The following is a 13,278-nucleotide window of genomic DNA, read 5'->3' on the forward strand; positions in this document are numbered from 1 at the left end:
GCAATCATTTTTTGCTTATTCAGCAATATGTTAATTCATTACTGCTAAGGGATAAACGCTATGGAACTACCCACGCTGATTGCCACCCTACGCAGTGCTTTAGAATCGAACACCGTGCCTCAATTGCGCGAGCAACTGGATGACGTGCACCCGGCTGATTTGGCTGCTGCTCTGGTCGAGTTTGCACCGCAGGACTTATGGACGCTGCTGACGGTATTTCCCCGTGCTGAGCAAGCCGAAGTATTCGGCTATTTACCGGCTGAAGAACAGGTCACATTGTCCATCAGCATTAGCCGGCGCAAGCTGGCGCCGATTATCCGCCAGATGTCGTCTGATGAGCGCGCCGACTTATTTAACCGCTTAAGTGAAGAGCAGCGCGAAACCTTGCTACCGGCCCTGGCCCAGGCCGAGCGTGAAGATTTGCTGCGGCTAAGCTCGCACGAAGAAGGCACAGCCGGCGCTATTATGACATCGGATTATGCTATTTTAGCGCAGCAGCTGACGGTAGCGCAGGCGCTGGAGTCTTTACGGCGTGAAGCACCGGATAAAGAAACCATTTATACCGCCTATGTGGTGGACGCGACCCGCAAGCTGATTGGCGTAGTGACCTTGCGCGACCTTATTCTGGCGCCGCTGCAAATGCCGATAGAAGAGCTGATTAACCACGACCCGATTTACGCCAGTGTAGAGATGCCGCAGGAAGATGTCGCTGCGCTGATTGCTAAGTACGACTTACTGGCGCTGCCCATTGTTAACAGTGAGCACCAGATGGTGGGCATTGTCACCTACGACGATGCGATGGACGTTGTCGCTGCCGAAGCCACCGAAGACTTTCACAAAACCGCCACCATCGGCAAGCTGGAAACCAGTGTAAAGGACGCCGGTATTGGTTTGTTGTACCGCAAACGCGTGTTGTGGCTGGTTATTTTAGTGTTTGGTAACATTTTCTCTGGTGCGGGCATTGCCTATTTTGAAGGTACCATTGCCGCTCATGTCGCGCTGCTGTTTTTCCTGCCGCTGCTAATTGGCAGTAGCGGCAATGCCGGTGCCCAGTCCGGCACCCTAATGGTGCGTGCGTTGGCTACCGGTGAAATTAAACTGCGCGACTGGGGCTATTTACTGGGTAAAGAATGCCTGGTCGCCGGCTTGCTCGGCCTGACCATGGCCGCAGCCGTCGTCGGCTTAGGTTGGTGGCGCGGTGGCTATGACATAGCTGTCGTCGTGGCCTTAACCATGATGCTGGTTGTACTGGCCGGCAGTCTAATCGGCTTGTCGCTACCCTTTTTGCTCAGCCGCTTTAAGCTCGACCCCGCCACCGCCAGCGGCCCGCTGATTACCTCTATCGCCGACGTCGCCGGCGTGGTGCTGTATTTTTCTATCGCCACCTGGTATTTGGGCTTGTAGTCACAACCAATCAAAGCTGATTTCAACCGGCACCCCTTCAATGTCGGTAATTGGCTGCCCGGGTGTGAATTTAAGCAAAGCCTGTTCTGCAATTTTTTATAGTGCAGCGATGCCAAATATTTCTCTCAGGGCGTAACCTGCGAAAAAGGCCAACCCTGCGGCTGTGCCACCGGTTAACAGGGTACCCATGCCAGAACGAACTGCTGATTTAGATAGCATCACACTTTTCATTGCGCCAATAGCAAAAAACATCAACGCCGCGAGCGATGCACTGATAAAAAACTGGGTGTTCTTTTCTAGCCCTGTAACAAGAAAGGGTATTAAAGGCATGGAGCCAATTATGACAAATGATGCAAATGTCGCGCTCGCTGCCCTGACCGGATTTCGGCTGGTTTTTTGAACCCCATGCTCTTCTGTCAACATGGTTTCTATCCATAAGTGTTTGTCGGCACTTATAGTGTCAACGATCTTTTCCAGCACTGGCCCAGAGAACCCTTTATTATTGAATATTTGACGAAGCTCTTCACGTTCACCTGAGGGTATATTGTCGATGTGTTCTTTTTCTGTGTCTCGAATCTTTTGAATAAACTCTCTGTCTGTTTTTATTGATTCATAGTTGCTGACAGCCATGCTAAAACCGTCTGCTATAAGATTGGCAAAGCCCAACACTAAAGCTACAGAAGGAGGGAGCCCTGCGCCAACCACACCTGACACAACGGCAAAGGTGGTTACGCATCCGTCAATACCACCCAGGACGGCGTCAGAGATTATGTTTTCCTTTGCAGGTCTCTTTAACCTTTCTCTTATTGCTTCTGGGCGGTGTTCATTGATGAGCTTTTTCTCTTTCTCACTATTCATATAATGACATCTCGCCTTAGGTGCTGACGTGGGTGCAGGTTAAGCACTCTCTGATCCGAATAAGCCGCAACGCTACTGCAGTGTAGAGCAGTGCTAAGCGATTGTCATGCCGCCTGTTTTGGTAGTAAAGCCGATACCAGCACAGTGGCCACCAGCATAGCGCTGGACAGCCATAAGCAGGCCGCTAAACCCGCCTGCTGATACATCCAGCCTGACAATACCGTGCCAATAAGGCGGCCCATGGCATTGGCCATGTAGTAAAAGCCGACATCCAGTGACACGCCGTCGCTGTTGGCGTAGCGCACAATCATATAGCTGTGTAAGGATGAGTTAACGGCAAATACCGCGCCAAATAGCAATAAACCGCCTAACAGCACCATGTCGCTGTGCCAGTTCAGCTGCAGTGCTATGGCAATAGCGGCCGGAATAGCGCACAGCAGCAAGGCCCACAGCGTAAGTGTGTTGCCATCGGGCAGGCGGTTAGCGCCGGAGCGCACCCCGGTGATCAGTGGCGCGACACTTTGCACGGCGCCATAGCCAATGACCCACAGCGCGAGAAAACTGCCTACGGCCCAATGGCTCCAGCCAAACTGGCTGGCCAGGGTGAGCGGCAGCGCTATAACAAACCAGACATCGCGCGCGCCAAACAGCAACATGCGCGCCGCAGACAGTACATTGATGGCGCGGCTTTTCGACAGCAAATCCCTAAATTTGGCTTTGTAGTTGGCTTTGCCCAAATCGGCTTTTAACCGCCATAAGCTGATTAACCAGACAGTCAGCAGCATTAGCAACATCAGCAGTATCGCCAGTTGAAAGCCGTACAAACTTAGCAGCAGGCCGCCAACAAAAAAGCCGATGCCTTTTAACGCATTTTTCGAGCCGGTAAGCAGGGCGACCCACTTAAATAGCGTGCTTTGGGCATGGTCGGCTACCAGCAGTTTAATGCTGCTTTTAGCGCTCATTTTGTTCAAGTCTTTGGCAATGCCCGACAGCGCCTGTGCTGCCATGACCCAGGGGACAATTAAGTACTCAGCGGGTAACAGCAGCATAGCCAGCGCCAGAATTTGCAGCAGTAAGCCGATATTCATGGTGTTGTTCAGGCCAATACGGGCGCCCAGCCAGCCGCCGACTAAATTGGTAATAACACCAAATATTTCATAAAACAAAAACAGCATGGCAATGGCCAGGCCGCTATAGCCTAAGCTGTAAAAATGCAGCACCACCAGCATGCGCAGGGCGCCATCAGTCAGGGTAAAGGCCCAGTAGTTGGCGGTTACCAGCAGATACTGCCTTACCTGCGCGCTTAAATGAGTGAACATGTTCAGGTTTTGTCCTGTAGGCCAACCAGTTTGGCCAGTTCCACAGTGCGGTTGGCGTAGCCCCATTCGTTGTCGTACCAGGCATAAATTTTTACCTGAGTGCCGTTAACGACCAGGGTTGAGAGCGCATCGATAATGCTGGAGCGCGGGTCAGTTTTATAATCTACCGATACCAGAGGGCGTTCTTCATAACCAAGAATACCTGTTAGCTCGCCCTCAGCGGCGGCTTTGAGCAGGGCGTTAACTTCATCGGCAGTGGTGGCGCGTTCTACCTCAAACACGCAATCCGTTAATGAAGCATTGGCCAGTGGCACCCGCACGGCATGGCCATTTAAGCGGCCTTTTAACTCCGGGAAAATTTCGGTAATGGCGGTAGCCGAGCCGGTGGTGGTAGGAATTAAGCTACTGCCACAGGCGCGGGCGCGGCGTAAGTCTTTGTGCGGGGTATCCAGTATGCTCTGGGTGTTGGTTAAATCGTGAATCGTGGTAATGCTGCCATGCTTAATGCCCAGTGTTTCGTGGATCACCTTTACCACTGGCGCCAGACAATTCGTGGTACAGCTGGCAGCGGTAACAATAGGGTGCAAATCTTTGTTATACAGCTGCTGGTTAACACCCATTACCACGTTTAGTACGCCGGGCTCTTTCACCGGAGCACTGACCACCACCCGTTTTACGCCCTGGGCTAAATACGCCGCTAACACCGCCTGGCTTTTCATTTTGCCGGAGGCTTCAATCACCACATCACAGCCTGACCAGTCGGTATCGGTTATGGCTTTATGTTGGCTGACCGCAATACGTTTGCCGTTAATCAGCAGGCTATCGCCGTCGGCGGTGGCATTGTGGTGCCAGATACCGTGTACCGAGTCAAAGTTTAACAAATGCGCGAAGGTGGCGGCATCGGCGGCTGGGTCATTAATCTGCACAAAGTCAAATTCCGGCCAGTCAAAGGCTGCACGTAGTGCCAGCCGGCCAATACGGCCAAAACCATTAATGCCGATCTTAATTGTCATAAGTTCGCTCCTTAGCAGCAAGTGTTCGCCGGGTTTAGTGCCAACCGGGCCAGATTAGGGTGAATAAAGCCGGCATTATGCTCAGCCGTTTGTTGCAGCACTGTCAGTGCCCAGCTTGCCAGTGTTGGCGGCAGAGAATAGTAAACCCAGAGTCCTTGTTTACGATGCTGTACCAGACCGGCCTGTTTTAATATGGCCAGATGGCGCGACACTTTGGGCTGACTTTCGTCCAGCGCCTGCATTAAATCGCATACACAGAGTTCGTTATTGTGCCAAAGTAGCAGCATCGCCCTGAGACGGGTTGCATCGGCAATGGCTTTGTAAAACACTATTGGGTCCATAATACTTAGACTATATCTGTTTTTTCATATGTAATAATGCAGAGTAAATATGACGCTTTAATGACAGTCAACACCATTGTCATACAAATGTCATTTGGCCTGACTAGACTGCGCAGCTAAATTCCTTGCTAAATGGGCTTGTTATGCTGTCCAGGTTGTCTATCTCTCACCGTGTATTACTGCTGGGTATTATTCCGCTTCTGCTGTTAGCGTTGGTGCTGGGGGCAGCTTTTCTCAGCATCCAGCAAAAAGACAAATTGTTTAATCAGCTGTATGACGATCATCTGGCCATTTTGTCAGACGTGATGGCCGTGCAACAAATTTTGCAGCAAAGTGCCCTGCAGGATATCCGCAAATATCGCACCGGCTGGGCCTCGGCAGAGGCGACCGAACAGGCGATAAAACAGCAGTTGGCTACAGCACAACAGCACTGGCAGGCCTTTGTCACCAAGCGGCCAACAGTAGACAATGCTGAGCATTATACTGAGCTTGATCAAGCGTTTAGCAAAGCCGTGAAGCATTATGAAGAATGGATAAGCTATGCCGGCAGTGATGCACTGCTGGTGCGTATTCTGAACGAGTCGACGGTCAATAATGAAATTGAACTGCGTATTACCGGCTTTACTAAGTTAGGCGAGGCCTTTATTCAGCAACAGTTAGCCGCCGGTGCCACAGTGCGTGACGACGCCAAGCACTTTACGGCGCAGTTGGTGCAGGGGTTTCTGCTGGCAGGCATAGTGCTGTTGCTGGTGATCAGCCTGCTGATTTGGCGGGTGCAGCGCTCAGTATGCCGGCCATTATGGGCGCTGCGTGATTTGCTGCAAGCGGTGCAGCAGCACTCGGATTTAAGCCTGCGTGCTAACACGCAAGGCAAAGATGAAATTGCTGTTGCTGCCAGGGCGTTAAACCAGATGATTGGTCATTTTGAACAGCTGGTACAGAAACTGGGTAATAGTGCCACGGCGTTAAACGGGCAGGCAGCGACGGTATTTCAAAGCAGCGATGCGGTTAGCCGCAGTGCGGCGAATCAGGCCGGGCAGGCGGCACAACTTGCCACCGCGGTCGAACAAATGAGTGCCAGTGTACAGGATGTAGCCGATAATGCCCGCGGCGCGGCGCAGGCGGCACAGCAAGCCGAGCAGTTATGTTTGTCCGGTCGTGGTGTTGCTGCAGATAGTGCCGATGGCATTACTGCTTTGGCGCAGCAACTGACACAAAGCGCAGCGGTGGTGCAAAAACTGCAGCAAGAGTCTGGCCAAATCTCTGCAGTGGTGGATGTGATCCGCAAAATATCAGAGCAGACCAATCTACTGGCGCTTAATGCGGCGATTGAGGCGGCCCGGGCCGGTGAAGCAGGCCGGGGCTTTTCAGTGGTGGCCGATGAAGTGCGTACCTTGTCGGCCAATACCCAGCAGGCGACGGAGTCAATTAATACCATGGTAACTGTGCTACAACAGCAGGCGGCCAGCGCGGTAGCGGTGATGCAGCAGGCACATCAGCAAGCCGACAGCAGTGTGCAGCTGGCGCAGGATACCGGCCAACGCTTTGCACAGCTGGCCGGTGCCGTTGAGCAGATTGCCAGTGCCAACCTGAGTATTTGTAGCGCCACCGGCCAACAGCAGCTGGTGGCGAATGAGATTGCCAGCAGTATTCATCAATTAAACGATAACATTGGCCAGCTAAGTGGCAGTGCAGCGGCAGCCACCGGTGCCAGCGAGCAGTTAACTCAGTTGGCCTGCCAGCTTAACGCTGACTGGCAGGTGTTTGCTACCCGCTAATCTTTAGTCGAACGTCAACTTATCATCTATCCGGAAAACACCGCAGCAACGCGGTGTTTGTCCATTGCATGTATAAATAAAACACTTTACACTTGCCGCGCAACCAAGGGGTGCATTTGCTGAGATGCCGTAAGGCGAACCCTTAGAACCTGATCCGGATTATACCGGCGGAGGGATGGTGCTAACTCCTCAAGCTGGTGTGATCTCTGAAGTTTGGAGATTCATACAACAATGCGTGTTTTACCCTCAATTTTATCTTTAGCTGTGTGCAGCAGTTTCGTTGTTTTAGCCAGTGATGCCGAAACGGCCATTGAGCGTATTACCGTGCAGGGTGATCTACGCCAGCAGTCGGTGCAGCAGCTCTCTGGTAGCATTGCGGTGGTGACTGAGCAGGACGTTAAGCGTACCTCGGCGCAGCACCTGGATGACTTACTCAGCCAGTTTGCCAATGTGAACTTTGCCGCCGGTGCCTCGCGTGGCCGTTATATTCAAATTCGTGGTATTGGTGAGCGCAGCGAGTTTGTCGATACGATAAATCCGTCGGTGGGTATTTTAATCGACGGCATTGACTACTCTGGTCTTGGCATTACCGGCATTAGCGATATTGCCCAGCTTGAAGTATTTCGCGGCCCGGAGGCTAGCCGTTTTGGCGCTAATGCCTTAGCAGGCATGCTGAATTTAACCAGCAAGGGCCCCACGGCGACAGCTGAAGGCAAAGTCAGTGCGACGCTGGCCAATTATGACAGCCGCCAATTTGCCGGCCAGTTTAGTTACAGCATCAACAGTAAACTGGGTTACAGCCTGGCGCTGGAGCAGCAAACCTCAGACGGTTTTATCGACAATGCTTTTTTAAACCGCGACAATACCAACAATATCGATGAATTTAGCGGCCGTTTTAAGCTGGGTTATCAGGCGGCGGACAACCTGACACTGCAGTTTATTGCGCATTTGACCGATCAGGATAATGGCTATGATGCTTTTTCGCTGGATCGCAACCGCACCACCTTATCAGACCAGCCGGGCCAGGATCAGATCCGCAGCAAAGCACTGGCGATTAAGATGGATTACAGCGCTCTGGCGTTGGCTAATTTCCAGGGCCAGTTAAGTTGGTTAACGGCAGACAGTGATTACGGCTTTGATGAAGACTGGAGCTATGTCGGTATTCACCCGGACGAATACTCTACCACCGACCGCTATTTGCGTGCACGCGACCAGTTAACGCTGGATTATCGTTTTGTCTCGACTCCACAAGGTAAGCTGGGCAACAGCGACTGGGTGTTGGGGCTATATGCGGCCAGTAAAACCTTTGATTTAACCCGCCAGTTCTGGAATTGGGATCTGTGGCAGGCCGACAGCTTTGCCAGCAGTTTAAGCCGCACTAATGCTGCAGTTTACGCCGAGCTAACTACACCGCTGAATGGTGGCTGGAGCCTGGTGTCTGGCCTGCGTTTGGAGCGCTACGACGATGACTACAGTGACAGCAGCGCCAATGCCATTAAAAACCATGACACTATGTGGGGGGCCAATATCAGCCTGAATTACCAGGTGAATAAGCAGGCGCTTATTTATTTATTGGCGTCACGTGGTTACAAAGCCGGTGGGGTGAATGGTGATGCGCTGGCAAAAGCCGCTGATGGCAATTTAGCCGAGCTGAACAGCAAAGCCAGCTTTTTGCCGGAAACCTTATATAACGCTGAATTTGGTGTTAAAGGCAGCGCGCTGGATCAAAGCATTACGGCACGGGTGGCCGCGTTTTATATGTGGCGCGATGATATGCAGGTAAAAGGCTGGCTAAACCCGAATAGCGGCCCACAGTTTGCTGGTTTTATTGATAACGCCGGCAGTGGCCGTAATTACGGTATTGAGATGGAAAACCGCTTGCAGCTGCATCCGCAACTGGCGCTGTTTTTATCAGCCAGCTGGCTGAAAACCAAACTTGGTAACTACATAACACTGGATGGCGATAATTTCAGCGGTCGTGAGCAGGCGCAGGCGCCGCGGTTTCAGTACAGCCTGGCTGGCGATTGGTATATCACTGACAGCCTGACGTTTAACCTGAGCCTGCAGGGTAAAGACAGCTTCTTTTACTCTGATGGCCATAATGCCCGCTCAACACGTTACGAGCTGTTAGGGGCGCGTTTAAGTTACCAGTTAGCTGGCTGGGAGCTGGCATTGTGGAGCCGTAATGCGCTGGATCAGGACATTGGTGTGCGCGGCTTCTACTTTGGTAACGACCCGCGTGATGGCTACCAGAGCCATGTCTACGAGCAGTTTGCTGAGCCGCGCCGCTTTGGTGTAAGCGCCAGCTATCAGTTTTAAGGAGAAGGTAATGCAACTTTCGGTTGAAATTAGTAAGTACCCGCTGGCGGACGACTACATTACGCCGATTAAAGGCTTTATTGAGCAGTTGAACCAATACCCGGATATTCAGGTAACCACTAACACCATGAGTACCCAGCTGTTTGGCGAATATGACACGGTAATGCAGGCGCTGCAGGCCTGCATAAAGTGGTCGTTCGAGCGCTACGGTAAGGTCGTGTTTGTGGCGAAGTTTATTCACGGTGATTTGCGGCCATGAATGACCTGCTAAGCCAGGCCATACAACAGTGGCAGCTGATGCACAGCATTGAGCTTATTGCCACTGTGCTGGCGCTGGCTTACGTCATTCTGGCGCTTAAACAAAGCCTGTGGTGCTGGCCGGCAGCGCTGTTAAGCACTATTTTATTTACCCATGTGATGTGGCAGTCGGCGCTGTTGTCCGATGCGTTGCTGCAGCTGTATTATGCGGCTATGGCGTTGTATGGTTGGTGGCGCTGGCGTCAGTTACAGCAGTGCAGCGTGGCCGAGCGTGGCCCGGTGTATGAATGGCGCTGGCAGCGTCATCTGTTGCTGATTGCAGTAACGGCAGTGGCCGGCCTGTTGCTGGGCGCTTTTATGACCAATTACACGTCGGCCGATTTTGCCTGGATAGATGCGCAAACCACCGTATTTAGCGTGATGGCAACCTGGCTGGTAGCGCGCAAGCTGGTGTCAAACTGGCTGTACTGGGTAGTAATAGATGCGGTATCTATTTATGTTTATGCAGAAAAACACCTGTATTTCTTAACCGGCTTGTTTATGCTGTATACCGTTATTGCACTAGTTGGGTACTTTATTTGGCGCAGTCATTATCAGCAGCAACCGGCAGTGAGCTTGAGCACGTAACACGGCTGTGTCAGCGGTTGGAGTTTTTCGTTGCTCAGCCGCCGCTCCAGGTTGCGGCCTTATCGCAGGGTGAGAGCAACCAGAGTTACTATGTTAAAACCAGTCAGGGCGAATATGTACTGCGCTGTTACCCGTCAGACTCTGCCGTCTGCCGCCAGCAAGAACTGCGCTGCCAACATGCGGCGGCAGCCAAAAACCTGGCACCGGCACCGCTGTGTTTAAATAACCATTATCAAGTCATGTTAAGCGAGTATATCGCCGCTGGCGTGCCGTTTAACTATCTGCAGCATGGCCATGCTGCGTTGGTATCGGCATTAAGTGGCTTTCATCTGTTACCGGTGCAAACCGCAGAGTTGGATTATTGCAATTACCTGCAACAACTGATCGACACCTTGCCCGTCGGCCATCAGGCCTCTCCGGCGTTACTGAGGCCATTAGCCGAAGCGGCAACGCAGCTGCAGCAACTGGCAGCGGATATAGTGTTATGTCACCTGGATTTACATGCTGGTAATTTATTGTTTGCCAATAACCGATTGTGGTTGCTTGATTTTGAATATAGCCAGCGCGCTGATAGCAGTCTTGATTTAGCCGCAATCAGTTTGCATTTTGCCTTAACGCCAGTACAAATACATCAATTGCTCTCTGACTATGCCTCGCAACGGGCTGAGCCAGAGCTGCTGGCTTTGCTTAAACAAAAATTGCCTTTGGCCAGGCAGGTATACAGTGGCTTCTGCTGGTTGTGGTATCTGGCACTGCCCGACGCTGGAGCACAGGCGCTGCATTGGCAACAGTGTTTAACGCAGTTAGTGGCAAGCGCCAAAGCAGCGCAGAAATTATAAGCCGCCCAGCCGCTCGGCCAGTGTTTTATAACGTTTGACATCTTCAGCATCAAACATCGGTTTGCCGTCGCTGTCTTTATCTGCCGGCACTAATAAGTTTTCTCGTGCCAGCCGTTCTACCCGTATTGCCTGTACCCCAAGAAACTCTGCCACTTGATCTACTGTCATTAACGCCATCTTGTTTTCCTTTCTCAAATCAGCCTGATAGTAATAGCTCAGTTTGCAGCATTTGTGAATAGTGTCTGCTAAACAAGCGGTTAAAACCGTTGTTGCACACACCCGGTTACACTTTTTTCCCGCCACTACGTAGTGGCAGTGTAAGCTTTATGTTAATTTCAGCGCCAGTTAAATGCGGAGATAACCTGAATGCAAAAAAGTGCCATTGCGCTGCTGCTGTGCGGCAGCCTGTTAAGTACCGGCTTAGTCGCTGCAGAGCTGAGCGCCCCGCTGGCGGTGCAACAGCCTTACACGGTAACGTCGCCACACGGTGACAGACAAGACCCTTACTACTGGTTGCGTGACGACAGCCGTACCTCGCCGACAGTGCTGGATTACCTGCACCGTGAAAATGCTTATGTTGAGCAGTATGCCAAAGCGTATCAGCCGTTAACTGATAAGCTGACCAGCGAAATTATCGGTCGGATTAAGCAGGACGACAGCTCAGTACCTTACACCAAGGGCGATTACAGCTATTACAGTCGCTATGAAACCGGCAAAGAGTATCCGATTTACTTGCGTAAAGCGCTAAAAGATGGCACTGAGCAGGTTATGCTGGATGTTAACGAGCTGGCAAAAGGCAAAAGCTATTACGCGGTGTCGAACTGGCAGGTAAGCCCGGATCAAAACTTTATTGCGTATATGGAAGATGACAGCGGCCGGCGTCAGTATGTGCTAAAAGTACGTGATTTACGCACCGGCCAGGATTTGCCCGATGTGTTAACAGGCTTATCGTCCAGCATCGCCTGGGCCAAAGACAGCAAAACGTTATATGTGGTTAAAAATGATCCTGTAACCCTGCTAAGCACCCAGGTACTGCAACATAAACTGGGGCAGGACCCGGCGACAGCCACTCTGGTGTATGAAGAAAAAGACAACAGCTTTTATATGGGCGTGGGCAACAGCACCGACGACAACTATGTCATCATCTACTCTAGCAGCACGGTATCCAGTGAAATGCAGGTGCAGGATGCCAGTAAGCCTGGCAGCAAATTTACCAGCCTGGCACCGCGCGAGCGCGATATAAAATACAGCGCTGATCACCTTGATGGCCGTTGGATTATCCAAACCGACTGGCAGGCACCGAATTACCGTATGATGACGGTGGCTGCCGATAACATTGGCGATCGTAGCCAGTGGCAACCGCTTATCGCCCACAGTGACAGCGTGTTTATTCAGGGTTTTAAAGCATTTAAAGACTACCTGGCCATTAACGAACGTAGCGATGGCCTGCGTCGCATTAAAGTGATGCCGTGGAATGCGCCGGATAAAGCGTTTTACGTCGCCTCAGATGAAGCGGCTTATGTCGCCGGCTTTGAAGTCAATCCACAGCAAAACACCAATTTACTGCGCTACACCTATACTTCGCTTACCACACCGGCCAGCGTGTTTGAACTGAATATGCAAACCGGTGAAAAAACATTACTGAAGCAAACGGAAGTACCGGGTGGTTTTGATAAAAACAACTACGTTACTGATCGGGTATGGGCTACCGCACGGGATGGTGTAAAGGTGCCAGTGTCGTTGCTGTATAAAAAAGACTTTAAGCGTGATGGCACAGCGCCGCTGTACCAGTATGCTTATGGCTCCTACGGCGCTTCAATGGATCCATCGTTTCGCTCAACGGTGTTATCGCTGGTAGACCGTGGCTTTGTGTTTGCTATTGCCCATATCCGCGGTGGTCAGGAAATGGGCCGGCACTGGTATGAAGATGGCAAGCTGATGCACAAAATTAATACCTTCAATGACTATATTGACGTCACCGATTATCTGGTAGGCCAGGGCTATGCAGCCAAGGATAAAGTCTTTGGTATGGGCGGCAGTGCCGGTGGCTTGCTGATGGGCGCGGTGGCTAATATGGCTCCTGAGAAATACCGTGGTCTGGTAGCACACGTACCCTTTGTTGATGTTGTCACCACCATGCTGGATGAAAGTATACCGCTGACGACAAACGAGTTTGACGAGTGGGGTAACCCAAAGCAGAAAGCCTATTACGACTATATGCTGTCATACTCGCCTTATGATCAGATAAGCAAACAGGACTACCCGGCCATGCTGGTCACCACCGGTTTGCATGACTCACAGGTGCAGTATTTTGAACCGGCAAAATGGGTGGCTAAACTGCGCACTCATAAAACCGACAACAATCCATTACTGTTTAAAACCACAATGGAAGCCGGCCACGGCGGTAAATCTGGCCGCTTTGCCCGTCAGGCGCAAATAGCTGAAGAATATGCCTTTATTCTGAATTTGCTCGGCATAAAGCAGTAAATTACGCCAGTTTTACATGCTAAACCGGGTTAAAC

The 13,278-nt window shown here is 51.5% G+C and carries 12 protein-coding genes and 1 riboswitch; of the genes, 7 read left to right on the forward strand and 5 right to left on the reverse strand.

Annotation, left to right across the window (positions count from 1 at the left end):
• Positions 1 to 60 precede the first annotated feature (60 nt).
• Positions 61 to 1,404: a magnesium transporter gene (gene mgtE / locus EYB30_RS01985; protein WP_166836498.1), complete on the forward strand. Its 1,344-nt coding sequence runs from the start codon at positions 61 to 63 to the stop codon at positions 1,402 to 1,404.
• Positions 1,405 to 1,500: 96 nt separating this feature from the next.
• Here mgtE and EYB30_RS01990 read toward each other — a convergent pair whose 3' ends face one another.
• The 4 genes from EYB30_RS01990 to EYB30_RS02005 form a co-directional block, all read right to left on the reverse strand.
• Positions 1,501 to 2,262 (reverse strand): VIT1/CCC1 transporter family protein, encoded by a 762-nt coding sequence (locus tag EYB30_RS01990; protein WP_166836500.1) that lies wholly within the window; start codon positions 2,260 to 2,262, stop codon positions 1,501 to 1,503.
• A gap of 104 nt (positions 2,263 to 2,366) precedes the next feature.
• The gene (gene arsJ, locus EYB30_RS01995) at positions 2,367 to 3,581 is read right to left on the reverse strand and encodes an organoarsenical effux MFS transporter ArsJ (protein WP_166836502.1); all 1,215 of its coding nucleotides are present in this window, start codon (positions 3,579 to 3,581) and stop codon (positions 2,367 to 2,369) included.
• A gap of 2 nt (positions 3,582 to 3,583) precedes the next feature.
• The gene (locus EYB30_RS02000; protein WP_166836504.1) at positions 3,584 to 4,594 is read right to left on the reverse strand and encodes an ArsJ-associated glyceraldehyde-3-phosphate dehydrogenase; all 1,011 of its coding nucleotides are present in this window, start codon (positions 4,592 to 4,594) and stop codon (positions 3,584 to 3,586) included.
• Between the two features lie 11 nt (positions 4,595 to 4,605).
• Entirely contained in the window at positions 4,606 to 4,935 is a 330-nt protein-coding gene (locus EYB30_RS02005; RefSeq protein ID WP_166836506.1) for a metalloregulator ArsR/SmtB family transcription factor, read from the reverse strand.
• Between the two features lie 143 nt (positions 4,936 to 5,078).
• Between EYB30_RS02005 and EYB30_RS02010 the strand changes: the two genes are divergently transcribed.
• From EYB30_RS02010 to EYB30_RS02030, 5 genes are all read left to right on the forward strand, one after another.
• On the forward strand, positions 5,079 to 6,713 hold the full coding sequence (locus EYB30_RS02010) for a methyl-accepting chemotaxis protein (protein WP_166836508.1): 1,635 nt from the start codon (positions 5,079 to 5,081) through the stop codon (positions 6,711 to 6,713).
• A gap of 96 nt (positions 6,714 to 6,809) precedes the next feature.
• Positions 6,810 to 6,906: riboswitch (TPP riboswitch) on the forward strand.
• Between the two features lie 38 nt (positions 6,907 to 6,944).
• Positions 6,945 to 9,032 carry a TonB-dependent receptor gene (locus EYB30_RS02015; protein WP_166836510.1) on the forward strand — a complete coding sequence of 696 codons (2,088 nt, stop codon included), beginning with the start codon at positions 6,945 to 6,947 and terminating at the stop codon, positions 9,030 to 9,032.
• A 10-nt stretch (positions 9,033 to 9,042) separates the two neighbouring features.
• Positions 9,043 to 9,291 carry a YkoF family thiamine/hydroxymethylpyrimidine-binding protein gene (locus tag EYB30_RS02020; protein WP_166836512.1) on the forward strand — a complete coding sequence of 83 codons (249 nt, stop codon included), beginning with the start codon at positions 9,043 to 9,045 and terminating at the stop codon, positions 9,289 to 9,291.
• On the forward strand, positions 9,288 to 9,917 hold the full coding sequence (pnuC, locus tag EYB30_RS02025; RefSeq protein ID WP_166836515.1) for a nicotinamide riboside transporter PnuC: 630 nt from the start codon (positions 9,288 to 9,290) through the stop codon (positions 9,915 to 9,917). Before EYB30_RS02020 ends, pnuC begins: the two co-directional genes overlap by 4 nt.
• Entirely contained in the window at positions 9,869 to 10,756 is an 888-nt protein-coding gene (locus EYB30_RS02030) for a phosphotransferase (protein WP_206674543.1), read from the forward strand. Before pnuC ends, EYB30_RS02030 begins: the two co-directional genes overlap by 49 nt.
• Here the strand turns inward: EYB30_RS02030 and EYB30_RS02035 are convergent.
• Positions 10,751 to 10,933 (reverse strand): helix-turn-helix domain-containing protein, encoded by a 183-nt coding sequence (locus EYB30_RS02035; protein WP_166836517.1) that lies wholly within the window; start codon positions 10,931 to 10,933, stop codon positions 10,751 to 10,753. The two genes, EYB30_RS02030 and EYB30_RS02035, sit on opposite strands and share 6 nt — an antisense overlap.
• A gap of 189 nt (positions 10,934 to 11,122) precedes the next feature.
• Between EYB30_RS02035 and EYB30_RS02040 the strand changes: the two genes are divergently transcribed.
• On the forward strand, positions 11,123 to 13,243 hold the full coding sequence (locus tag EYB30_RS02040; RefSeq protein WP_166836519.1) for a S9 family peptidase: 2,121 nt from the start codon (positions 11,123 to 11,125) through the stop codon (positions 13,241 to 13,243).
• Positions 13,244 to 13,278: the final 35 nt, after the last annotated feature.

This window comes from Rheinheimera pleomorphica (genome assembly GCF_011634895.1).
Lineage (GTDB): Bacteria > Pseudomonadota > Gammaproteobacteria > Enterobacterales > Alteromonadaceae > Alishewanella > Alishewanella pleomorphica.